This is a genomic window from Mesobacillus subterraneus, from assembly GCF_020524355.2.
GTDB lineage: Bacteria > Bacillota > Bacilli > Bacillales > Cytobacillaceae > Mesobacillus > Mesobacillus subterraneus_C.
This window is the reverse complement of the sequence record NZ_CP129019.1, coordinates 3693431-3716728: the sequence shown is the minus strand read 5'-3', so window position 1 is coordinate 3716728 and position 23298 is coordinate 3693431. Positions and strand designations below refer to the sequence as shown.

General features: G+C 42.3%; 22 protein-coding genes and 2 pseudogenes. 19 read left to right on the top strand and 5 right to left on the bottom strand.

From position 1 onward, the window contains the following. Positions 1-56 precede the first annotated feature (56 nt). The 10 genes and pseudogenes from LC048_RS19325 to adhP all read left to right on the top strand — a co-directional run bounded on the left by LC048_RS19325 (position 57) and on the right by adhP (position 10397). Entirely contained in the window at positions 57-1148 is a 1092-nt protein-coding gene (locus tag LC048_RS19325) for a hypothetical protein (RefSeq protein WP_306048516.1), read from the top strand. Continuing rightward, positions 1123-3657 carry an AAA family ATPase gene (locus LC048_RS19320; protein WP_306048514.1) on the top strand — a complete coding sequence of 845 codons (2535 nt, stop codon included), beginning with the start codon at positions 1123-1125 and terminating at the stop codon, positions 3655-3657. Before LC048_RS19325 ends, LC048_RS19320 begins: the two co-directional genes overlap by 26 nt. After that, positions 3654-4091, top strand: coding sequence for a hypothetical protein (locus LC048_RS19315; protein WP_226606195.1), 438 nt, complete (start codon positions 3654-3656; stop codon positions 4089-4091). Before LC048_RS19320 ends, LC048_RS19315 begins: the two co-directional genes overlap by 4 nt. A 12-nt stretch (positions 4092-4103) precedes the next feature. After that, on the top strand, positions 4104-4694 hold the full coding sequence (locus LC048_RS19310) for a hypothetical protein (protein WP_306048512.1): 591 nt from the start codon (positions 4104-4106) through the stop codon (positions 4692-4694). A 528-nt stretch (positions 4695-5222) separates the two neighbouring features. Further along, positions 5223-6113 (top strand): vanadium-dependent haloperoxidase, encoded by an 891-nt coding sequence (locus tag LC048_RS19305; RefSeq protein ID WP_306048510.1) that lies wholly within the window; start codon positions 5223-5225, stop codon positions 6111-6113. Positions 6114-6335: 222 nt separating this feature from the next. Further along, positions 6336-6728 (top strand): CPBP family glutamic-type intramembrane protease, encoded by a 393-nt coding sequence (locus tag LC048_RS19300; RefSeq protein WP_226606291.1) that lies wholly within the window; start codon positions 6336-6338, stop codon positions 6726-6728. A 165-nt stretch (positions 6729-6893) separates the two neighbouring features. Beyond that, entirely contained in the window at positions 6894-7889 is a 996-nt protein-coding gene (locus tag LC048_RS19295; protein WP_226606203.1) for a hypothetical protein, read from the top strand. Between the two features lie 42 nt (positions 7890-7931). Continuing rightward, on the top strand, positions 7932-8546 hold the full coding sequence (locus tag LC048_RS19290) for a CPBP family intramembrane glutamic endopeptidase (RefSeq protein WP_306048508.1): 615 nt from the start codon (positions 7932-7934) through the stop codon (positions 8544-8546). After that, positions 8543-8797: a hypothetical protein gene (locus LC048_RS19285; RefSeq protein ID WP_306048506.1), complete on the top strand. Its 255-nt coding sequence runs from the start codon at positions 8543-8545 to the stop codon at positions 8795-8797. The genes LC048_RS19290 and LC048_RS19285 overlap by 4 nt, the downstream gene beginning before the upstream one ends. Before the next feature lie 582 nt (positions 8798-9379). Next, positions 9380-10397, top strand: a pseudogene (gene adhP / locus LC048_RS19280) (alcohol dehydrogenase AdhP). Positions 10398-10656: 259 nt separating this feature from the next. On the opposite strand, the gene LC048_RS19275 reads toward adhP, so the two are convergent. Further along, on the bottom strand, positions 10657-11466 hold the full coding sequence (locus LC048_RS19275) for an MBL fold metallo-hydrolase (protein ID WP_226606210.1): 810 nt from the start codon (positions 11464-11466) through the stop codon (positions 10657-10659). 92 nt (positions 11467-11558) lie between these two features. Continuing rightward, on the bottom strand, positions 11559-11915 hold the full coding sequence (locus LC048_RS19270) for a winged helix-turn-helix transcriptional regulator (protein WP_226606213.1): 357 nt from the start codon (positions 11913-11915) through the stop codon (positions 11559-11561). A gap of 254 nt (positions 11916-12169) precedes the next feature. Between LC048_RS19270 and LC048_RS19265 the strand changes: the two genes are divergently transcribed. Then, positions 12170-13366, top strand: coding sequence for an MFS transporter (locus LC048_RS19265; protein WP_226606216.1), 1197 nt, complete (start codon positions 12170-12172; stop codon positions 13364-13366). Between the two features lie 330 nt (positions 13367-13696). Further along, positions 13697-14164, top strand: a complete 468-nt coding sequence (locus LC048_RS19260; RefSeq protein ID WP_306048503.1) for a hypothetical protein — start codon at positions 13697-13699, stop codon at positions 14162-14164. 67 nt (positions 14165-14231) lie between these two features. On the opposite strand, the pseudogene LC048_RS19255 reads toward LC048_RS19260, so the two are convergent. Continuing rightward, positions 14232-15756, bottom strand: a pseudogene (locus LC048_RS19255) (glycoside hydrolase family 68 protein). A 471-nt stretch (positions 15757-16227) separates the two neighbouring features. Here LC048_RS19255 and LC048_RS19245 point away from each other — a divergent pair. The 4 genes from LC048_RS19245 to LC048_RS19230 all read left to right on the top strand — a co-directional run bounded on the left by LC048_RS19245 (position 16228) and on the right by LC048_RS19230 (position 19051). Next, entirely contained in the window at positions 16228-16626 is a 399-nt protein-coding gene (locus LC048_RS19245) for a VOC family protein (protein WP_226606223.1), read from the top strand. A 256-nt stretch (positions 16627-16882) separates the two neighbouring features. Next, on the top strand, positions 16883-17686 hold the full coding sequence (locus LC048_RS19240; protein ID WP_226606226.1) for an STAS domain-containing protein: 804 nt from the start codon (positions 16883-16885) through the stop codon (positions 17684-17686). A gap of 187 nt (positions 17687-17873) precedes the next feature. After that, positions 17874-18479 carry a hypothetical protein gene (locus tag LC048_RS19235; RefSeq protein ID WP_226606229.1) on the top strand — a complete coding sequence of 202 codons (606 nt, stop codon included), beginning with the start codon at positions 17874-17876 and terminating at the stop codon, positions 18477-18479. Between the two features lie 29 nt (positions 18480-18508). Beyond that, on the top strand, positions 18509-19051 hold the full coding sequence (locus tag LC048_RS19230) for a GNAT family N-acetyltransferase (protein ID WP_226606232.1): 543 nt from the start codon (positions 18509-18511) through the stop codon (positions 19049-19051). Positions 19052-19226: 175 nt separating this feature from the next. On the opposite strand, the gene LC048_RS19225 is transcribed toward LC048_RS19230, so the two are convergent. After that, entirely contained in the window at positions 19227-19400 is a 174-nt protein-coding gene (locus LC048_RS19225; RefSeq protein WP_226606296.1) for a hypothetical protein, read from the bottom strand. A gap of 211 nt (positions 19401-19611) precedes the next feature. On the opposite strand from LC048_RS19225, the gene LC048_RS19220 reads away from it, so the two are divergent. Further along, positions 19612-19779: a hypothetical protein gene (locus LC048_RS19220; RefSeq protein ID WP_226606243.1), complete on the top strand. Its 168-nt coding sequence runs from the start codon at positions 19612-19614 to the stop codon at positions 19777-19779. Between the two features lie 139 nt (positions 19780-19918). Continuing rightward, positions 19919-20137 (top strand): hypothetical protein, encoded by a 219-nt coding sequence (locus tag LC048_RS19215; protein ID WP_226606246.1) that lies wholly within the window; start codon positions 19919-19921, stop codon positions 20135-20137. 62 nt (positions 20138-20199) lie between these two features. Here the strand turns inward: LC048_RS19215 and LC048_RS19210 are convergent, their stop codons facing one another. Next, on the bottom strand, positions 20200-20406 hold the full coding sequence (locus LC048_RS19210) for a hypothetical protein (RefSeq protein WP_226606248.1): 207 nt from the start codon (positions 20404-20406) through the stop codon (positions 20200-20202). A gap of 228 nt (positions 20407-20634) precedes the next feature. On the opposite strand from LC048_RS19210, the gene LC048_RS19205 reads away from it, so the two are divergent. Beyond that, a complete protein-coding gene (locus tag LC048_RS19205) occupies positions 20635-22053 on the top strand; it encodes a tetratricopeptide repeat protein (protein ID WP_306048494.1) in 1419 nt (472 codons plus the stop codon). Positions 22054-23298: the final 1245 nt, after the last annotated feature.

Below are 23298 nucleotides of genomic sequence, written 5' to 3'. Positions count from 1 at the left end.
TTATTTATTGGTTTAAAATTATTAATAGTAAATCATATGTAAGGTGAGGTTGGGTCATGGGTTTCCAAAAATGGCTTCGTATTTTACTGCCTGAGCTTCAGTTAGTAGATTATGTGCAGGCAAAGGGATTAAGGGGCAAGAAACAGCGGTTGGGCGGACAGGGGCAGGCGATGGTCCATCCTGGTGCATTGAGAACCGAATCGGTTGGAGGCAGTCCCCAGCATGTTCCCCATTCTGCTAGTGGTGTAGGGAAAGTAGTGAAGGATGCGAAGTACGGTATGAAGCAGATGGGATTGAATCGTTCCAATGAAGAACTGGATTCAATTTTTACAGAGATCAAGAAGGAACTGAATAGCAGGATCCTTCGACAAGGCCCATTCATTGATGAGCTGCTAGTCTCATATAAAAATGCCTTTTTTAAGAGAGAGAAAGGCAAGGTTCAAAATACGATTCTGTTGGCAGGACCGGCGGGAACGGGCAAGTATACGACATTGCAGCTGCTGGTCGATCAGCTTTATAAGAAAAAACTGGTTCCTTATAAAAGGGTAGTGACGATAGATTTGCGGAATTACACGGAGGAGGACATTCACAGCAATTTCGTCTTGGATTGTTCGGCAGCTTTTGAGTATGGCATTGGGACGGTTTGTTTCCTAGGATTGGAGAAGGCCAATGCTGAGGTTCTTAAGTATGTTTCCAGGCTAGTCCAGCAAGGTTATTTCCGGACATCAAACAGTCTGATGGTTGATGCCTCCAATTATTTTCTTGTTTTTTACAGTGATGTCGATTTGAAAGAGGAAGTTCACGGACAGCTTCCTGCTGAGGTAGCGAATAAAATCCCTGCTCCAATTTTAAAAGGAGTACAATCTTATGCGATTTCAGCACCGCTGTTGCCGGCCGATGTGGAGGCTATTTTAAGAGGGAAGCTTCAGGCAGCTGCACGCAGGCTCGAAAACCAAACGCAATTGAATGTATCATTAGAACCTGATGTTTTTACTGGTTTGGTCGAACGGATAATGCTGACGAAGAAATACGGTGAAGCAATCGAGAGTCTGGTAGAAAAGGATTTTTATCTCGGGCTTGTTGATTTAAGGTCGAGAGGTACTTTGCTGGCGGGGGGATTTCGTGCATATTCAGCTGCATCAAGATGATTTGCTGGCAGTAAAAGGACAGCAAAACTTCTTATTAAAATCGATTCCAATGGTGGAAGAGGAAAAAATAGAAGACCTGCTTGAAGAGCTTAATATTCTGACTGGATTGGATAGCGTGAAAAGAGCAATTCATGAACTGCTTGAGACGGTAAAGGCAGAAAAAATGAGGCAGGAGGCCGGGTACAACAGTGCTGGCAAGATGGCGATACATATGGTGTTCACCGGTAATCCGGGGACTGGTAAAACAACCGTAGCGCGGCTCGTTTCACGGATTTTAAAAGCGATGGGTCTGCTTTCGCAAGGACAATTGGTAGAGGCAGCAAGGCAGGATTTGGTGGGTGAATACCTGGGATCCACTGCGCCTAAAACCAACGGAGCCATTGATCGGGCACTTGGTGGCGTACTTTTCATTGATGAGGCCTATTCCTTATCGAGAAACAAACAGGATCCATTTGGTATGGAAGCCATTGATACGCTGGTAAAAGGAATGGAGGATCATCGCGACAATCTGGTCATGGTTCTTGCCGGGTACACGAATGAGATGGAAGGTTTCCTGAAGATGAATCCCGGACTTCAATCAAGATTCCCATATATCATTGAGTTCCCGGATTATACATCTGAAGAGATGTTGGAGATTTTGGAGGGAATGGCGAAGGCGAAGGACTTTACGATTGATCGTGGAATTAAGGAGCAGCTCCTTGAGTTGTTTGATTCCATGCAGATTTCCGGACGGAATGACGCCGGGAACGGACGTCTTGTCCGCAATATGCTGGAGGATGCCATCCGGAAACAAGCAGTACGCCTGAACCAGGAAACTGGTGCAAAAGATTATAAGCTTTTAACAGCTGAGGACTTCGGTATTACAGAGCGGCCGCAGTTCGAGCTCGAGCCGGCGTTTGAAAATATCGTTGGTCTTGATAATGTGAAGGATTTTATCAGGAGCTTGGAAAAACAAATACGTGCAAATGAAAAACGGAAAAGAGCTGGAGTCCTGACAGAACAGTCTCAGACTTTGAATATCGTCTTTTCCGGTAACCCAGGGACAGGAAAGACAACAATGGCGCGAATGCTTGCTGAGATGCTTAAATCGATGGGGTTGTTGAAAAGAGGGCATCTGATCGAAGTGGACCGGAGCAATCTTGTGGCGGAATATATGGGTCAGACAGCGATTAAAACAACCGAAGTTGTCCAGTCTGCATTAGGCGGAGTGTTATTTATCGATGAAGCTTACAGTCTGGTAGAAGAAGGTGTCCAGGGTGGAGGCTTTGGTAAGGAAGCGATTGATACTCTCGTCAGATTGATTGAAAACCACCGGAACGACCTGGTAGTGATTTTGGCTGGGTATACCGATGAAATGGAGAAGTTTTTGCGAAGCAATCCGGGCTTGGGTTCGCGTTTCCCATTGAAGATTGAGTTCCCGGATTACACAGCAGAACAGCTTACGAGAATAACGGAAATACAGGCAAAATCAAAGGGATTTACTCTCGATATAACTATGCAGCAAGCGTTGACTCAATTTTATGAGAAAAAACAGATTCCTGGGAAAAATGACAGCGGCAATGGGCGACTGGTGAGAAATACGCTGGAGGCGGCGATTCGAGACCAGGCAGTGAGGATTGTTGAGACTGAAATGATAGGTCCAGAACAATTGAATATGCTGACTCTTGATGATTTTGGATTGCTGGAGAATCAGCCTAAAGTAAATGCGCTAAAAGAGCTGGATTCAGTCATCGGTCTGGATGAGGTTAAAACTTTCGTCCGTTCGCTATCTGCACAGATTGAAGTGGCTAATAAGAGAAAAGCGCTCGGTTTGCCGGATATGGGGGCTCAGTCCCTTCATATGGTGTTCAAAGGCAACCCCGGGACTGGAAAAACGACAATTGCCCGGATTCTGGCCAGAAGGCTGAAGGAGCTGGGGGTTATCAAGCTGGATCATATTGTGGAAACGGATCGTTCGGGGCTCGTCGCAGGTTATGTCGGCCAAACGGCTCTTAAAACACGTGAGGTTCTGGAGAAAGCATTAGGCGGTATTCTATTCATCGATGAAGCCTATGCTCTAATGGGTGATGGTCAGGACTTTGGACAGGAAGCGATTGATACAATCGTCAAGTTCATGGATGATCACCGTGAAAATATGATTGTGATTTTAGCAGGTTATGAGGATGATATGGAACAGCTGCTGGATTCGAACGCAGGATTGCGCTCCAGATTCCCGAATGTGATAAACTTCCCCGATTATTCAGTGGATGAGCTGGTGGAAATCAGTATCTGTATTCTGAAACCTAAGGGTTATGAACTAAGTCCTGACGGAGCAGAAGCTCTAAGAGGTATCTTTGCTCGCATGGAGGGGGGAGCTTCTACAGGAAATGGGCGTCTGGCGCGGAATATCTGCGAAGCAGCGATCCGCCAGCATGCGTTGAGGCTGAGCGAGATTGACCAGCCAACGATAGAGGATTTAACAGTGCTGAAGCATGAGGACTTCTTACAAGCAAGGGGTGCAGCAAGATGAAAAAAATAATCAAATGTTTATGGGCTTTGTTTTTTTATATTGTTCTTTTCCCTGCCACGATCCTGGTCATCGTCTTTGGTCCGCTCATGACTTTTACGGACATCCTTGACGTTTATAAACTGGAAGCGCCAAGGCTTGGGATGGGCTTAGGTGTGATCGCTTTTCTTGGCTTTATTCTCTTTTTATCGATGAGGTATCATTCCTTGAGTTGGATTTATCGCAAGTTCCCGGTGCTTCTTCCGTTTTTCCAGATGTGTTTCGTCAGTTTTATCGTCATGGATCTCAGCCTGACTTTTGCAAACCTGTGGGCAGACCGGATGGTCATTGGGAAAACTGTTGCGATAGGTTTATCCGTGCTGACAATCCTGATTGGAAGAGCATTTTTATCGTATTGGTATTATAAGTACCCAATTAGCTACAAGATGGTACGTTAAGGAGGAACGGCGATGTTGAAAAAAACTAAGAGAGACTCTGCGTATGAAATGGACAATCAAGCGGGGTTCGACGATGAAGAACAGCAGCCGGAGGTCATCTATCACGAACATAGCCATAGAAAGCTGGTCTTCTTTGGAACGATTTCAGCGATGGTATTGGCGATTGGCTTAAGCATGATATTAGGGAGCTACACTTCAGAAGGAAGCGCGGAGGAGGTTGTGGTCAATCGGATCAGCAAGTCTACGATAGCTGGTGAAACCCCATTTTCAGATGAAACTAACGCAGGAATTACCGCCAGAGACTTCGAAGTAACCGTGGGAGATTCCGGTGGCGACGCGAAAATGCTGATATGGGATTTCAACAGTGAGGATAACGACGAAGTCCAGATTCTTGTAAATGGACAGCCGGTGAAAGAGAAACTCATTCTGGCGAACAATCCAGCGGTCATCTCGATTCCTGTTCCAAGCACTGTGACTGTAAAGGGATTGAAGGACAATGGAGGCGGCATATCCTATGCAGTCAAATTCCCGAATGATAAAGTGACTTACTATAATGTAGTAAGCGTGAATGCGGGGAATACATATACGGCGAAGCCGTTGTAAATAGCAGGAGGGGCGATTCGATGAATCGTCCCTTTTAAATAACTTTATCTGGATTATTTTCCTAATATGCTTTTAAAGTCACAAGGGGACGGCTTAAGTTCGGACAACTTTACACAGTTTTACTTCAAAGCTGTCAGAAGTAGCTCCAAGTTCGGACAGCTTTAAAAGTGAGAATCGGAAGCTTGCCTAATATACGATGTGACAAAGGGACGGTTCGAAGTCACTAAAGCAAGCGGAAGAACCTTTTGCTCCTTTGTCAATGTTATCATCTTTATAGATCGACTTAGGGATGATTCTCTTGTCCCATTCGGGAGTCGTAATAAATGCTGGATGGTGCTTGGATAACTTAACATAGGCTAAATAATGCTTCCCTTTACATTTGATTAGAGGCATTCAAGTGGAATTAGATATCAGGTGGTGCGAGAAACAAGTAGTTACCATGTCTACATGTCTAAAGAAGTCCGCCAATGCCTATCCACATCTTATTTTCATTCATATAATGATAAAAAAGGGTGGAGGTGAAAACATTTGAGATATAGTTATTTAAAGTGGTCTGAAATACCGTATGCTGGAGAAGAATTTCCCCCGACCGACCCGGTTACACCTTTAGCAGGACGTTGGCCGTTATTCTTTTTGAAAAGGAATGAAGACGGACACTTTCTTGATCCCTCTGGACGGAGATTGAACCTGCCCATTAGACATCCTCGACTGATAAACTTTGAAAAAGAATTGGAGGTCGTACAACGGACACTCGAAAAACTGACTCCAACCGAGAAGCAAATAGCTGTCTATTACGGGACAGGAGTACCTACTAAACAATGGACTCCGGTGGCTGACCGCTTCATAGATACGTATAATGTTACTCCTACTCAAGCAGCCCGAATCCAGGCAGTTTTGCATGGAGCAATCCATGATACGATGATTGTTGTATGGGATTTGAAGTATCGATGGAATGTGGCGAGGACGAATCAGTATGACCAGGAAATGGAAACCATTTTATGTACCCCGAGATTTCCAACATACCCGTCTGGACATGCTGCAATGTCTGGTTGTGCGGAAGTCATCTTGAGTTATTACTTTCCAACTGAAAAAAAGAAACTGAAAAGAATTGCTGAGGAAGATGCATTAAGCCGTTTACTTGCCGGTGTCCATTTCCCTTCTGACAATTCAGAAGGACTTGAATTAGGTAGAGCCATCGGGCATCAGATTATAAGGTTTTTAAAAAGGGAAGACCATGACATACGGGGCATTGATCAGCAGTACAGGGAATATTTTGATGCTGACATTTTCGCCATAGATTATCAACAATTTATTCCTTTCGATTTCTCTTCAGACTGTACTTCCCTCATAAAGTCAGAACCCAAAAAGTTGTGTAAAAATGTCAATGTACCAAAGCCTCTAATAAAAAAACAGAAGTGAAGTATTTGAAGAAGCACAGGGACGTAGCCAGAGATGTACCCTATGCTTCTTGCTTTTTATCTCGTTCCTTGAGTAATTTGGACTAAGGTGACGGTCAGTATAACTCGATAAAAGTGAATTCACGGTAGTCATCAGTATAGCCTTCGCTATTGTCAATGCTGCATTTTACTACCTATATTTTAAACAGAATGTTCCAAAGGAAACCTACCAGAAAATTGAACAATCCAGAAGCCTTGGAATTTTACTCAAGTATTTTACGGAGGCGTTATTGAAGAAGTCGTCTTTCGGTTTGGATTCATGAGCTTTTTTACATGGCTGTTCAATTTGTGGTTCTCCAACATCCTTTGGTCAATATGGATAGCGAATATCCTGGCGGCCCTTCTTTTTGCACTGGCCCACTTGCCATCCGTCCAACAGTTGAAGGTGACAGATACAAAGTTGATATACCTATATATGAACAGTACGAATGCTATTCTAGGTCTGGTTTGCGGCTGGCTGTATTGGAAGGAAGGGCTGGCTGCAGCCATCATCTGCCACATGACCTTTCACATAGTCTGGTTTATTGCTGAAAAAATTGAACCGCATGTTCAGAAACATGACGATCTATTGGTATAAGCTTCTCATCATTTTGGCCCTCATTTTATTGGAGTGTTGATCCAAGAAGGATTAACGCTCTTTTTGTTGAACTATTTAACAGTCTGGCTGCATTAGTTGTTGAATGTGTCGGGATAATGAAAGAAGATAAAGCAGGCTGTTCATCTATAAAAAGGGGATAATTAAATGGATCATTTTTATTCACTGTGCCTACAAGGAGATCTAAATTCAGCAATGGACTATTTAGATTCAATTCAGCCAAGGACGAAGGAAATTGAAGAAATACAGCAGATGTATATAGAAAGGTTTTATTCTCAAGAACCAGCTGAACCTATTCTGGAAGATGATCAGTGGATTAAAGAAGTACTAGCAGCCTATCATCATTATTTTCAAGGAGTGTTAACCAAAGCAGACTTAATTCATGATGCTGAGTTAACTCTGAATGATAGATTAAGAATGCTTTTAAAAGTTGAGTCACCATTTACCATTGATGAAACTGAAAATGAGCTTGCGGCTATTTTTACTGAAAAAGGCTATCATTTCTTGGGCGGAGTCACTCCTCCATTTAGAGGAGCTTATATTTGGAAGCGATGTGAAACCGTTGATTTTAATGTAGAGATTCCCCATCGATCGATCACAGTGACTGTCCATATGATGTCAGATTTTTTGCTTGAAGGCTGGATAGGGTTCGCAACTTTTAACAATCGAACTGTGGGTGGATGGGCTAAAGAGGATGGGTTGTATTGTAATGTTAAAAGTTACAATAACTTGGGTGACGACGATTTTCAGGTATGCTATTTAAAACACGAAGCTCAGCATTTATCTGACTACAGCTGCTTTCCAGGTTTGACGTCCGCTGAGTTGGAATATCGGGCAAAACTAGTGGAGTTAATATATACGAAAAATCATTCTATATTAAATAAGTTCCTGAACGATGCAAAGAATGACCCTGATTTTCCGCATCCGTATGCTTCTTACAACCTGATTAAGAATATATCCTCTAAAATCTTAGAAAAAGATTATGAGTCTAATATGAATGTTTGGTTAGCAGTAGATTATCAAAAAATATCTTCAGCAGCTCTGGAGCTTTTTGATGAGAATACAAGTGCATTGAAAAGGTCAGCTGTTGAAAAAGAAACACCGAGGGGACAAGGTGATGATTCTTGTATCACTACGAGTTAAGTTATTAAAAATCTATGTTTGAGACTATGAAGAGGTGAGTAAGTGAGGGCGTCTGTCATTGAAGAAACAAAAAGTCCTAAAGAAGAATTTAGTATGAGTAAGGCTATTCCTATATTTGCAATACTGTCACTGACTTGTGGAGTATTGCTATTTGTGTTCATTAAATCAGGGCTTATGTCAATAGAAGATTCCTTTTCATTCGCAAACCCTTTTAAACTATTAGTCAGCAGTCTGATCGCTTCAATTGGTCTGATCGTGTTTGGGGTTGTTTTAACTTTGATAACTCCTACAAAATTTGTTGATGATACAAATAAAACATACCAAAATGAGCCCTTGTTTAACATCATCATTTTTATGTTTTTGGCCGTGTTATTTGAGGAATTTTTGTTTAGAGGTATCATTCAAGGCTATATTTTTCATACCTTCAACAATTACTGGGCTGCGATTATCGGAACAACCGTCCTATTTACTGTTTATCATTTTCAATATTTTAAAAAACCATTAATGTTGTTCAATTTAGTGGTACCTGCTTTTGTATTTTGCTGGATTTACTTTTATTCAAGTAACCTATTAGTCCCGATTGCGACCCACTTTTTAATGAATGTCGGGATGACTTTATTGTTTAAATATAATCTCATAAAGTTAAAGGAATCATGATGACGGAACGAATAGAGGATTTAAATGAAGAAGGCTGCGTGGTATTGGAGGATCATGAAAAAATACAAGAGGTTGTAGAATTCATTAATGATGCTATTGATTGGGAAGCGAAAGCTCCAAAAGTGCAAAAAACAGGTGGAATTGTTATTGGGGAGAAGACCATAAACGTTCTGTATGGAGATGATATTGAACTTTATTTTCAATCGGAATTCGGCTTAAAGTTAATGAAGGCAGAACCTGAGTTTTTTTAATGACAGGATTGAAAAATAGATAAGTTGCTTTGGTTGGTGCAAAAATAGTTGAGTGTTCAAAACTATAAGGGAGTAAGTTATGGGGAACAGGTTCATTGTTGTGGCTATTATATAGCTGAGGGTATGTCTGGGAAGTCAGGAGTAGAGAATGCTGGACAGCTAGCTTCATTCCGGCTAACGGCAGGCTTGGGTTAAGGAAATATGAATTATAGAATGCCTGTTCAACGTGGAACAGGCATTTTCACCATTCTACAGGTTTCTTAAGGAGCAAAGGGTACGTCCCCTTACTCCAGAGCAAAACATGAAAGTTGTATTTATAACCAGGAGATATGGGTTTTTGGGACACAAGGAACGTCCCCATGTCCACCAAAAGATGAATCAGGACGTGTCCTGTGTATTTTTAACAAAAATCAAGTGGTAATAGTGATAATTCTTAAAGTTGTAAGAAAGATTTGACAGTTACTCGAATATATAGGGTGGGGGGGATGCCTGATCTTTCACTTTTCTAGCAAAATATAGAAGTAAACACTTAAATAGATATAGAGGTGGATTTAGATGTGTGAAAGATGCAATGGACAAGTAATGAAAGCAGCAGTCGTAAAGGAATTTAAAAAAGAACTATTAATTGAAGATGTTGCGATACCAAAAGTAGGAAAAAATGATATTTTAGTAAAAATAAAAGCTTGTGGTGTTTGTCACACTGATTTACACGCAGCGCACGGTGACTGGCCTGTCAAGCCATCACTTCCGTTAATTCCTAGCCATGAAGGTGTTGGGGAAATCGTTGAGGTTGGTGAAGGGATTACTCATCTTCAAGTTGGCGACCGTGTTGGCGTACCTTGGCTGTATTCTGCTTGCGGCCAATGTGAATACTGTTTGACAGGACGTGAGACGCTTTGTCTTCAGCAGCAAAATGCTGGCTACTCAGTGAATGGAAGCTATGCGGAATACTGTCTGGCAGATGCCCGCTATGTTGTGAAGATTCCTGAAAACTTGGACTATGTGGAGGCAGCACCGATTTTCTGTGCAGGTGTAACAACCTATAAAGCACTAAAAGTAGGAGAAGCTAAGCCGGGTGAATGGGTAGCGATCTATGGTATTGGCGGCTTAGGTCATGTTGCTGTCCAATACGCGAAGGCGATGGGGCTGAAAGTTGTTGCGGTCGATACATTCGATGAAAAGCTGCAGCTTGCAAAAGATTTAGGTGCGGATCTGGTCATCAATCCGAAAGAGGAAGATTCAGCGGCCTTTATCCAGCGTGAGGTTGGCGGCGTTCAAGCGTCCATTTGCACAGCTGTATCCAAACCGGCTTTCGCTGAGGCATACCGTTCAGTAAAACGCGGGGGGAAAATGCGTCGCTGTTGGACTTCCGCCAGAAACGATGGAAGTGCCGATTTTTGATACCGTCCTAAACGGTGTCAGCATCGTCGGATCTATTGTCGGTACAAGAAAAGACCTGGAAGAAGCATTGCAGTTTGCAGCAGATGGTAAAGTCAAAACCATCGTAGAAACAGCTTCCATTGAAGAAATCAACCAGGTGTTCGATGACCTTGAAAAAGGAAAAATCAATGGCCGCATTGTTATTAAGTTTGGAGAATAGATTTCTGGTGAAGCATAGGGTCGTTACCTTATGCTTCTCTTTTGATACCCCCGCATTGGATGAAATCGATATATAGGTATGAGCATAGGGATTGGGGTCTCTATGCTTTTTTGTCGATAAGAAAATTATAAAATTATTTAAGTGTGGATAACTACATGTAGTTTTCTTAATCCAGCTCCAGCGCCTAGCCCCTCGAGACGCTTGTCTAGCTGCGGCTCCTAACTCCTCGAGGCGCTTGCGCTTTTTGTTCTCCAGTGCTTCATCGCTCGCTTAAAATGGAGCTTATTATGTGCCGGGAGTCCCACTCACGGCCAGAAAACTTTATAATGGGATATTTTTTTGGAAAGAGTTTTTTACATATCTCGTTGGCAGACTCACCTTGATCATGGAGCGTGCAAACGTCATGCTGGATGGACATGAGGTAGTCGAGCTTTTGGGTTAGAGCGGTACGGCCATTTTCTACGTATCCTGCATGGCTGCAAAACATCTCCTTGAATTCGTAGGTTAATACCCGCTTTAAGGAGTCGATGATTTGTGGGATGCTTTCTTCTGACATGATCACTTTGGTGCGCTCCTGGACAAATAAATCGCCGGTAAACAATTGTCCAGTTTCCCGGTTCAGAAATGCCTTATGATCATGGGCATGGCCGGGAGTGTCTATGGCATCCCAGGTTGCTCTGTTGGAAGTGAATGTATCGGGCATCGCTTGAGATGAAAAGGGTTTTCTTCGTCCCCAAAAAAGCTGTCGGTACAACGGATAATCCGCCTTTTGGCTACAAGATTGGATAGATGTTTGATTTAAAAAGATGGGAAGCTGCGTTGATTTGGCAGCATAGGCAGCACAGCCGGTATGATCTTCATGAAAATGAGTCAGCATCACCTGCTGAAAATCTGCTTCATCGATGAAGGCTTCAAAATACTTCTTCAAGGATTGTGCGCCAGTATCAATTAAAATTCCATCCACAGCATAACTATAAACATTCAATGATACACCCTGAAAACGGACTTGACCGTTCATATAAGTAACCCCGTTTTTATCGCCTTTCACTGCACTTTTTTTCAGAAACAACTTCCTAACACCCCTATCGTAAAACCTCTTCTACGCTAACTATAACTCAAAATGGATAGAATAGAATATCGTTTTGCCGCCTCCTCACATTATTAATCCTCTGTTTCAGATACAACCAAAACGTCCTCTTTATTCGGATGATTTTTCTCGATATGCTGTTCTCCCCAGGAGCATAGTGAATCCAAAATCCCCTTCAAGGACCATCCATAATCGGTTAATGAATATTCGACTTTAGGAGGGACCTGGTTATAGACTTCTCGTAAAATGACATTATCTTCTTCTAGCTCTCGCAATTGCTGTGTCAGCATTTTTTGCGTGATGCCAGGCATCAGTTTTTTTAATTCGCTTGTCCGTTTCTTACCCTCGATCAAATGGCATAGAATGACGACTTTCCATTTGCCTCCGATTACCTCGAGTGCGGCTTCAACTGGTATATTGTATTTCTTCAAAACAATCCCTCCTTGCCTTTCTTATATTTATCGAATCGGATTGTGCTTCTATTTATAGAGCCATTATACCCTTACGATTCAATTAGTAGTATAGGGCACTTTTTAGTGCCTATATAACTTGGAGGTGCCTACGTAACTTTAAAGTGCGTACTTCTCAACATTTCCAGTATCCTTCATAATTGCCTTCATGTTGATCAAATGTGAAAGGCGCCTTCACTGGTCAACTTATTAATTTGCAATGGAGGATACCTTTTATGAGTTCACATACACGAAAAAATAATAAGGGAACGCTATCCCTATTAGCGCTGGCAATCAGTGCATTTGGCATCGGTACGACTGAATTTGTCCCTGTTGGATTATTATCGACGATTTCAGAAGATCTCAATATCTCGATTACATTAGCTGGCTTGTTAATATCCGGGTACGCAATGGGTGTAGCCTTTGGAGCCCCAATCTTGACAGCTTTGACAAATAAAATGAGCCGCAAGACATTGCTCATGGCTCTCATGGTCATTTTCATCATCGGAAACTCTATCGCTGCCATATCGACGAGCTTCGGATTGTTGATGGCAGCAAGGATTATCACGGCATTTTCTCATGGAGTTTTCTTTTCCATTGGTTCAACGATTGCCGCAGACCTTGTCTCAGAGGATAAAAGAGCAAGTGCGATCGCCTTCATGTTCACAGGGTTGACCGTCGCCACCGTGACCGGTTTGCCGCTTGGGACTTTCATCGGCCAGATGTTCGGCTGGAGAGCGACATTTTGGGGAGTGGCATTATTAGGAGTAGTGGGAATTATCGCAAGTGCCATACTGATACCAAAGAACATTAAAGATGCGCCACCGGCTAAATTCAGCGACCAGCTAAAAATATTAAGCAATGGTCCATTGCTGCTGGCTTTCGCTATTACAGCACTTGGCTACGGCGGCACCTTTGTCGCTTTCACTTATCTGACGCCTATCCTTCAGGAAGTAACAGGCTTCACACCGAAAATGGTGAGTATAATCCTGCTTGTCTATGGAGTGGCAGTTGCCATCGGGAATGCCATTGGTGGGAAAGCTGCTGACAAGAATCCTTTAAAGGCCTTGTTATGGATGTTCATAGCTCAAGCGATAATTCTCGTAATCCTAACATTCACAGCTCCATTTAAGGTGGCTGGACTCATCACGATCTTCTTAATGGGGATGTTTGCATTCATGAATGTACCAGGATTGCAGGTACTGGTAGTAAGATTGGCAGAACGTTATGTTCCGGCAGCTGTGAATGTCGCATCCGCTTTGAATATAGCAGCTTTCAATCTAGGTATCGCCATCGGAGCATTTGTTGGCGGACTGATAGTTGACTCCATCGGTTTGATCCACACTCCATGGATTGGGGGAGTGATGGTAATTGGAGCCATTCTGCTGACAATTTGGAGTCGTCATTTGGAAAACAAGCAAATGCTGAAATAGCAGAAACAACAGAAGATGATATCTAGAATCCGTGAGATAGATGGAATTTCCATGTGTTTCACGGATTCTGTTTTAAGAAATTCTCTTAAAAGAAGTAATTTCGGATGGAAATGCAGCATTTTAATCATGTTTTTGGCAGAGTGGAAATTTTTCATTTAGGTCACTCTAAAAAGAAGTGAAGATAATGGAGGATGGAATTTGATGAGGATTTCTTTAAGGGGTATAGCAGCTCTGGCAAGTATGATTTGTTGTGGGAATTTCTTTTTATCTCAAGAAGCTTATGCCGCTGAAATAAGTGATCATGGTCAGCTCTTGAATGGGGTAACCTATATGAATTCAGAAACGGAGCCCAATCCTGCTTTGGAAGATGCATTCAGTAAAGAATTTGCGCTGAAACGTGGAGAGGATGAGGTGAGGTATTACTATAATGAGATAGACTTGAATGGCGATGGAGTCCCCGAGACATTTGTCTATCTGACTGGTCCGGTAGTTTGTGGGACAGGAGGATGCGGCGGCCTTGTTGTTGAGCGTGCCAATGGCAGTTATAAGGTCAGGTCCCGCTTTAGTTTAGTCAGAACGCCCGTCTTTGTCAGTGATTCGAAGACAAATGGTTGGAAAGACCTCATTATGTTTGTCGCAGGAGGCGGAATTGAACCAGGCTATAGAATCCTGAGATTTGATGGGAAAACCTATCCTTTGAATCCATCCATTCAGCCTGAGGTCATAGAACAGAGCAACATAAAAGGAATCGGGCTCATTAATGATGATAAGATGAAAAATTCAGGTATTGAATTTTAGCGAGATTTTATATATGAATTAGAAACTTAAAAACAGGGGACGGTGCACATCACCGTCCCCTTATCTTCTATTTATTTTTGCCCTTTTTCCTGCGATTGTGGTGTCCAAGCTTAGTGGCGGTGTGCTTTCCCCGTTTATAGTTGGCATGATGACGCTTGTGAACTTTTCGCATTTTGTCATCATTTTTGCCCATATCATGTCCGCAACGAGGTGGATTAGGGGCATCAGCGGTTTCGGATACTGTAATCAAGCCTTGAGACAGTTCATTAATAATATTCGTATCTGTCCCATTAATCTCTAGCAATAGTGTAGGCGCAAGCACCCCGCCAAAGCGGTTGAAAATAAACTGTGGAGGCATATTGCCCACTTCCGAAAGGGATAAACCGTCCAGGTTGAAGTAATTGACAAAGCTCTCCACCGTTAAATCAGGCAGTACGATCCACGAATAGGCCTGGAATGGCTCTTGAGGAGGGTTGGCAATAACCAGTCCGCTGCCGTTTAACGGGACATAGTTGCCGAACAAGTCGGTTGCGACGAATCCGTACAATCCATCCGGTCCGTCCAATCCTGGAGCGAATGTGAATTCGTGAGTAATCACGAACAAATGATATTTTTGATCAAGATAGACGATATGCGGCAGCTCAAGCTGCTGATTGACACATTCTGCCTCAAGAATTGCCGGAAGGGGCTCCCATTCTGTATAATCGTCAGGTCCTCCGCTTTTAAGCGCAATCCCGACATTGCCGTTAAACTGCACAGCACCATCTGGCACATTGTTTCCGCTTAAGAAATCACCATCCCCAATATTTTCTGGCTCACACTCGCGCACAGCCGGGGTGATCGGAGTGTTTCCCTCGAACAAAATATATTCACAGCCAGTTTCTGGATCAAGGAAATACCAGGGGTCACGGAAGGAATAAATGATCCCGCTTCCTGACTGTTCTTGTGTTTGATAGAATTCACCATCAGGCTCAAGAATGATTTCGTGAGGTCCCCAATTATCAAAGAGAACTCCATCTAAATTAGAAATCACATCCCCTCGTGCAAAAGCAAGGCGTTGTTCATAGGAAATGGTCGCTTCTCCTTCTCTTCCAGTTGCTGTATAGAAGAAGAAAATGTCCCCGTCCTTCACAAAGGACCGATCCTGCCCATTGACGGGAACCTAATGCATCGCCAGGAGCAAAGACAGGTCCGCCCGGAATCCAATCTTGTCCATCTCTAGCATAAAAATAGTTGATTTGCGCGATGTCATGGCGCTTTCCTGGCAAAACACTGCGGGGAGCAGTCAAGGAGAAAATAACCCTCCAGCCACCAGGAAGAACGGCGACCGAACCATCTTGCTCCCTTAAAGTCCACGTATCCCACACCCATAAATCTGGAGCTGTTAACTCCAGCTCATCAAAATCAATGACCGGAGCACTGTTTTCAGGTGTAATTCTGATTCGATCCGCTTGCTGGCGTGTCCAAATGGCCGGCTCACGATCAAAGCCTCCGCTTTCCTCAAGGCAGCACTTGAATTTGCGATCACCTCCCCCATGGCAATGTCCACATTTACCACATGTGCATTGATAACTGCCATCATAATGATGCATATCAATCATCCTTTCTTAAAGAATTGGATTCTATCGTAAATAGAAACCTACTATACTTTATGTGGAAAGATAGAATGTGTTTGGACAAGTTAACTGATATAAATGATTCATTCTCGTCTTGTTTTAAAAAAAGGCTGTTTTCGCTTTGATTGTTGCTTTTCATGCATGTTTCAATGATAATCTCGTAATAAAAGGTGTCGGGGCTCTTTTCGAGGAGACTTCTGAATACAACAACAAAGATTATCGTCACATAAAAGGGAATAATGTGCGGATAAATCCGGAGATGAGAAGATTATCGTTACATAAAAGGGAATAATATACGGATAAATCCGGATTGCTTTTAGATCCGTAATAAGCTGCTGTCGTTTTTTACTCATGATTGAGAAAGCAACAAAGTTTACAAAAGAAGCTTTCTAAAAGAAGTTTGTAAAAAATCATTGCAATGAGTCATTGATGAAAAGGGGGATTTAGATGCAAAAGGGATTGCTGCATCATGTTGAAATCTATGTTTCGAATTTGAAGCAAAGCGCAGAGTTTTGGGGATGGTTGCTTGAAGAACTGGGTTACACCGCCTATCAAAAGTGGGAGGGTGGACAAAGTTGGAAGCTGGGTGAAACGTATCTCGTCTTTGTTCAAGCGGAGGAGAAATTTCTGGAGCCCGCTTATCATAGATGCCGAGTGGGGCTGAATCACTTGGCCTTTCACGCAGCATCCCGCCAACAGGTAGACGACATGACGAAAAAATTGAAAGGAAAAGAGATACAGATTCTCTACACAGACCAACATCCTTTTGCCGGCGGAGAGGATTATTATGCTGTGTTTTTCGAAGACCCAGATCGAATAAAGGTAGAATTAGTTGCACCTGAATAGATTTTATTCGACCGGGGGGGCAGTGTCTTTAAATTTATATTGGATTTCTTTTGCAGATGAAGGCATGTGAAACGTTGTCGATGGGTATACAGTTATAGGGCCTTTTATAGGACGGTATGACAGCCCTATGTCATGAGTTATTGGTAAAAAGTACAAATATTTATTCTATAGGTTTCACATGGTATACTAATGAAGACTAAAACTCTCAAGGGAGTGAAAACACATTAACGAAGAAATAAAAATAGATTATCATCAGATGATAGCCAATCGAATTTTATCAGAAAAACACCAGCTTATTAAACACAAAACTCAGCTGAACACCCACCAAACATCCATTAAAATTGACGGCCAGCTTCAAGAATGGCGGGAAAATATCATTGATATATATGCAGCCTCTGTTTCCAGGGATATGGAAACTTCTTTTAACGTTTTAAAGGAGTGGGGGAGAGAAGCAGTAGACACTTTAGTGAACTACAATCTTCCTTTAGAAATCGCACTTAATGAGGTCCGAGACTATAGAAACCTCATAGGGCATATTATCAAGGAGGAGGCTATAGCGCTTAATCTGCCTATAGCGGAATTCTACGATTTATTATCTGACTTTGATACAGTTGTTGACCGCGCTGTCCATTGGTTAAGCATATCTTACACACGAATGTTCTACACTCGAATCAATATCGCTGAAGCCTCTGCGTTAGAATTATCGATTCCAGTCATTAAAATTTCTGATAAAATTGGGGTACTTCCTATCATAGGGGACATAGATACCCAAAGAGCCCAGGAGTTAATGAACAAGGCTTTATCTAAAGGCAGTGAATTATCCTTGGAACATCTGATCATTGACCTCTCTGGTGTGCCAATCATTGACACGATGGTTGCTGACCGGGTCTTTAAAGTTATAAAAGGGTTGTCACTCTTAGGGATTAATGCCATACTCTCTGGTATTCGTCCAGAAATCGCTCAAACCATGGTTAATTTAGGCGTTGATGTTTCCAATATCCCTATAACCTCAAATTTGCAAAGAGCAATGGAACAATTACTCAAAGTGAAGATCGCATAGTGCCTGCGTAATTAGCAGATATCATAAACATTTTTAAGGAGGCTCTCAACCCAGGTTGAGGGTCTTTTTTTAGGTCATAAACAAAGGAATGGTGATGTGCACTTGATGACTTGAAATTTGTTCCATGTGTACCGATATAAAATGCAGTCACAAACGTTATTTATTACTAGTAAATGAGGTATTAATCATGTTTTGGTTTTTTATCGGAATCTTTTTTGCAGATTTGGTATTAGGCTTCATGCAAGCGCCGTTATGGCAATTTATTTTGGTTAATCTTGTTTTTATCGCAGCCTTTATGTTGAAGGGTTTCTATCCGGTTCTTTTTGAAAAGGATCCGGATAAGATCATGACCTTTATGAAAAAATCGAAGCATCCGCAATTTCAATTTTACTATTATTTTTTCCAGGATCAGTTGGAGGAAGCGGAGGACAAGCTGCATAAAATTAAATCTCCTTTCTATCAAAAGCTGAATCATGTGAATCTGCTTATTAAAAGAAGGCAGTTTGATGAAGCGGAGGAGATGGCCAGAGGGTTAAAGGATAATATGTATAAATGGTATACTCTTGCGGGGGTTGCGATTGAGCAAGGACATCGTGCTTCGTTTGGAGAGTACAAAGAGAAAGTCAGGAACCCTTTCTATCGCAGATTATTGGAGTTGGAGGAAATGGTCCATGATGGGGATAAAGACAAGGTGCTCGCTGAACTGGAAGACATGATCCCGAATTTAAGGGGAGTAAAGCTGCTGAGCGTGATACAGTATAAACAAGACTTATTGAGAAGGCAGGAGGATTAATTTTTCAACCAACAGATGGAGGCGGTCAAATGACAGATCTAACGTTTAGACAGTTATCGGTGGATGAGTGTGAACGGATGAAGGATATGGATGCTTCTCAGTATATTGGGAAAGCGTGGAGAGAAGTGGATGGCAAACGTCAACTGGTCGAGATCAATTACCAGGACCCTGATTGGCCGAATGGTTATGAACATCATTTCAATCATTTAAAACAAACGATCAGCCAGGGTGGGAGTGCGATTGGCGCATTTGGGCAAGATGGTAGATTGATAGGCTTTGCTACCGTCAATCAGGGGTTTTTTGGTGAGAGCTTTAACTATGTTTTGCTGGATCAGCTTTTCATCACACTCGAACACAGGAATAAAGGAATCGGCAAGAAGCTATTTTACCTTTCAGCAAAGCAAGCAAAAGAGTGGCAGGCGGATAAACTCTTTATTTGTGCCGGATCTGCAGAAGAAACAGTTGCCTTCTATTTTGGAATTGGATGCAAAGTGGCTGAAGAAATCCAGCAAGAATTTTACGAAAGTGATCCAAGGGATTTTCAACTAGAGTACTCGTTAAGTCTTTTGTAAACGAGAAGGCGGACACGGAATCGAGGAGCATGTGGACGTTGTGCTCCTCTTTTTTTTTTCGGAACTTCGGAGAGGCTCCGTATTGTAGCATCCTGCCAAAGTAGATATGAACATTGCCCCGCTTCCCCCATTAACACCGGCTATGGACTTGTTTGTTGATGATTTTTCAGGTTAACTATACCTCGCTATCTTCTCTTTTTTCTGTAAATAATAAAATTACTGTGGCTAAAGGTCCTAGAAAAAGAGAAAGCAAAAACCAATTCAAGCCGGTCCTGTTTTTACCTTGTGCAAGTCCAGCATTAATTAATGCCAGGGTGCCCCAACCAACAAAAAAATCATCATTCATCATCTTTCTCCTCCACTAATTACAATTTAGCTGTAAATGTTTATATATAAATTATACTATCAATCTTTAAAAAGTTGGTAATGAAATCGGTAAATGTTGGAAGTGTATATAAGGGCATTGAGACCTGTGTTTCTTTTTTTTGAAGAGATTTCTGGGCACGAATAAGAAAATGCCTCCAGGTGAAAAATACTGAATAAACTTTGGAGGGAACCTGATGCGAGACCATAAGCAAAAACGTTTGGATGACCAAAAGATCAACAATGTTCAAAACGAAGAGTTACTGGAGATCAGTCAAACATATCATGGACTGGAAGCAGTTGAAAACGGCATGGATTACATGGAGGGAGATCAAAAAAATTCGCCAAACCGTGGTGGATTGTAGGATGAATTGATTTATATCAGACAAACGAAAGTCCATCTTGTATAAAAAGGTGGATTTTTTTTTAGCCGATCAAACGGTAATCAGCTTGTCATTATTAGATAATATGATTCATAGACTCTATTAAAAGGGGGGTGTAGAATTGAACCGAGTTCCTAACAGAGTGGATTATTATCTGAAAGACAAGTGTCTCTTAAGTGCCAATGTAAAGCACTGGGAGCACTATGTCTCAGCTTTGAGGGCCAGTAATACGGTCACGATATACAAGAAAGAATATGTTGTGGATAAAATAAATATGGTTCATGATCCCGCAACCGTCGTCTTAAAAATCAACATTGAACCGCTTAAACTATATAAATAGGTATCCTTCGGGATGCTTTTTTTATTGTTAACCAGGATATTTTCTTAATCCAGCTCCAGGGACTAGCCCCTAGAGACGCTTGTCTGGCTGCGGCTCCTAACTCCTCGAGACGCTAGTTTAGTGTCGCCTCCTAGAAACTCCGAAACTTCAACTCCGCCGGCAGAAGCAAATAGCGCTTCTTTGTCGGAGTCTCCAGTTTCTGCGTTTCTGGGCAGTCGGCTATACATTTCGGTTTCGGTCCTGCCAATGAAGTCAAAGAGCGGCTTCACTGTCAGGCCCTCCAACGCTTGTCGGGGCTGAACGAAGCGCTTGCGCTTTTTGTTCTGCAATTGCAAGATATTGTTGAATACATTCAATGTTTGTTCCGCTGATGGCAGCAATGTGATTTAAGCGGGGTGCACAGTTCATCCTTCAAGTGTCGTCGCTTTTTTTAAAAGGGTACCGTATAATTAAACTATAGAAAACAATATACGATTCATTAGGAGGCTCAACGTTTCATGAAAAATGAACTAATAATGCCGACAAAAATATCGTTTAAATCTAATAGGGCAATGATAAATGGAGAAGTTGTGCGGGCAGCGACCTTCGCCAGATTCATAGCCGCAGAGGTTCAGACTGAATCAGCCGAAAGATACTATTTGATTTTCTACAAAAATGCCCTTATTTATGGTGATCAACTCGACAATGTTGAAAAAGGCTCGTTTCTTGATAAAGTGCTGAATGAGGGGATCGTCTTGGATCAACAGCACCCGCTTCTGCCTGTGCTCATTCCCGCGACAGCTTTAACGATACCAGCTAAAAACAAGCTCTTCAATCATCTCCAGCGCAATTATTCTCTTCTGGAAATACCATGTATGGCCGCAGCGCTCGATTCATTTTTCACAACAGAACAGTTCTCCAAACCAATCGAACACATCTTCTTCCACTACAGAAGAAACGGCAGTTTTTCCAAGGCCTATCAATCGATCCATCTATTATCCGACCTATCTCCCTCACTGGAAAAAATCAGTGATCTCCTCCATTCCCGGGAATACAGCTCATATTCGAATTTCTACACTACTTCATCTCTATCGGTAATCCAAAAGAAGGACCCCTTGTTTGCAGAGTTCCTTTGCTTTATGAATCGAACCAACAGCGAACACTATCATATGCTCGAAAAAATATTGAAAAACGAAGAACGGTTCGCAGAAGGGCTGCTGCTTTGGCTCGATGACAAAAGGAATCTTACTTGTGAGTCCGTTAAGGGCCAAACACAGCTGGCCTTGAAGTATCTCCCTCTTGAAAATTGGATTCAAGTCCTATCCTATGCAAAAATAAATCCGTTTAAATGGGTACCGGAAGCTCGGACTTTCATAGAAGGATTGATGAGGAACAGGCAATATGAGAAAGCGGCTGTATACTTATTCCCTTTCATTGAGGAATTGCCTGAAGAGTATCATCTGCTCCTTAATGAAATTTGGAAGCAGGTTGATGCTGAATTTGTGGTTTCTCACCTGGAAGAGTTTCTGCTGCTTCATCAGCAAGTCGCACAGGAAAATGACCCGAGGCAATTTGAACAAAGAATTCTGCAGCTGACAGCAAAGCTAATGGAGGAGCATGACCTGAAAGTAGTCTGTGAAAAACTGAAGCCCATTCAGAAAAACTTTCCACATTCTATCATCATTCGCAAAATCAATGAAATGACCGCTCTTTTGGAGAATCCCGACAGAATGATGGAATTGGGGCAATTTTACGCAGATTTCAATCAATATGATCAAGCAATCGAATGTTTCTATTGGGAAATGGAACTCAAACCGGCAGACCCAGCTCCGGTTAGGCAGCTGTGCAAAATGTATCAGCAAAAAGGCATGGTCAATGAGGCATCAGCCTATCAGCAGATTTATACACAACTAAGGAGCGAGCAGGAGACGGGTTGAAACTTCCTGGAGGTTCCTGAAGCAGAATTAAATGATAGAAAAGCTAAATGAAAACAGCAGGAGCCGAAAATTACGAAAGGATATTCGGCTCGTTATCAGAAGCTGTCACCTCAGCGAGCACGGGGGATTCCTGAAAATTTAAGATGACGAGGTTAAGGGATTGGAATTCGTAGTCGTGACAGGTTTGATGGAGAAGAGGCCAAAGCTGTCAAGAAAACCCTGTTATTGTGACAGGTTTGAGGGAGAAGAGAGTAAAGCTGTCAAGAAACCGTTGTAATTATGACAGGTTTGAGGGGGGAAGAAGCCAAAGCTGTCAAGAAAACCCTGGTATTGTGACAGGTTTGAGGGGGAAGAGGGTAAAGCTGTCAAGAATCCGTTGTAATTATGACAGGTTTGAAGGAGAAGATGCCAAAGCTGTCAAGAAACCCCTGTTATTGTGACAGGTTTGAGGGAGAAGAGGGTAAAGCTGTCAAGAAACCCCTGTTATTGTGACAGGTTTGGTGGAAAAGAGAGTAAAGCTGTCAAGAAACCCCTGTTATTGTGACAAGTTTGAGGGGGAAGAGGCCAAAGCTGTCAAGAAAACCCCGTTATTGTGACAGGTTTGGTGGAGAAGAGAGTAAAGCTGTCAAGAAACCCCTGTTATTGTGACAAGTTTGAGGGGGAAGAGGGTAAAGTTGTCAAGAAACCCCTGTTATTGTGACAGGTTAGAGGGGGAAGAGGCCAAAGCTGTCAAGAAACCCCTGTTATTGTGACAGGTTTGAGGGAGAAGAGGGTAAAGCTGTCAAGAATCCGTTGTAATTATGACAGGTTTGAAGGAGAAGATGCCAAAGCTGTCAAGAAACCCCTGTTATTGTGACAGGTTTGAGGGAGAAGAGGGTAAAGCTGTCAAGAATCCGTTGTAATTATGACAGGTTTGAGGGGGGAAGAAGCCAAAGCTGTCAAGAAACCCCTGTTATTGTGACAGGTTTGGTGGAAAAGAGAGTAAAGCTGTCAAGAAACCCCTGTTATTGTGACAGGTTTGAGGGGGAAGAGGGTAAAGTTGTCAAGAAAACCCCGTTATTGTGACAGGTTTGGTGGAGAAGAGAGTAAAGCTGTCAAGAAACCCCTGTTATTGTGACAGGTTAGAGGTGGAAGAGGCCAAAGCTGTCAAGAAACCCCTGTTATTGTGACAGGTTTGAGGGGGAAGAGGGTAAAGTTGTCAAGAAAACCCCGTTATTGTTACAGGTTTGGTGGAAAAGAGAGTAA

Bases quoted from the DNA above. Each gene is read 5' to 3' on its own strand.
- LC048_RS19325 (WP_306048516.1), top strand. From the start codon at position 57: ATGGGTTTCCAAAAATGGCTTCGTATTTTACTGCCTGAGCTTCAGTTA.
- LC048_RS19315 (WP_226606195.1), top strand. From the start codon at position 3,654: ATGAAAAAAATAATCAAATGTTTATGGGCTTTGTTTTTTTATATTGTT.
- LC048_RS19310 (WP_306048512.1), top strand. From the start codon at position 4,104: ATGTTGAAAAAAACTAAGAGAGACTCTGCGTATGAAATGGACAATCAA.
- LC048_RS19295 (WP_226606203.1), top strand. From the start codon at position 6,894: ATGGATCATTTTTATTCACTGTGCCTACAAGGAGATCTAAATTCAGCA.
- LC048_RS19285 (WP_306048506.1), top strand. From the start codon at position 8,543: ATGATGACGGAACGAATAGAGGATTTAAATGAAGAAGGCTGCGTGGTA.
- LC048_RS19265 (WP_226606216.1), top strand. From the start codon at position 12,170: ATGAGTTCACATACACGAAAAAATAATAAGGGAACGCTATCCCTATTA.
- LC048_RS19260 (WP_306048503.1), top strand. From the start codon at position 13,697: ATGAATTCAGAAACGGAGCCCAATCCTGCTTTGGAAGATGCATTCAGT.
- LC048_RS19245 (WP_226606223.1), top strand. From the start codon at position 16,228: ATGCAAAAGGGATTGCTGCATCATGTTGAAATCTATGTTTCGAATTTG.
- LC048_RS19240 (WP_226606226.1), top strand. From the start codon at position 16,883: ATGATAGCCAATCGAATTTTATCAGAAAAACACCAGCTTATTAAACAC.
- LC048_RS19235 (WP_226606229.1), top strand. From the start codon at position 17,874: ATGTTTTGGTTTTTTATCGGAATCTTTTTTGCAGATTTGGTATTAGGC.
- LC048_RS19230 (WP_226606232.1), top strand. From the start codon at position 18,509: ATGACAGATCTAACGTTTAGACAGTTATCGGTGGATGAGTGTGAACGG.
- LC048_RS19225 (WP_226606296.1), bottom strand. From the start codon at position 19,400: ATGATGAATGATGATTTTTTTGTTGGTTGGGGCACCCTGGCATTAATT.
- LC048_RS19220 (WP_226606243.1), top strand. From the start codon at position 19,612: ATGCGAGACCATAAGCAAAAACGTTTGGATGACCAAAAGATCAACAAT.
- LC048_RS19205 (WP_306048494.1), top strand. From the start codon at position 20,635: ATGAAAAATGAACTAATAATGCCGACAAAAATATCGTTTAAATCTAAT.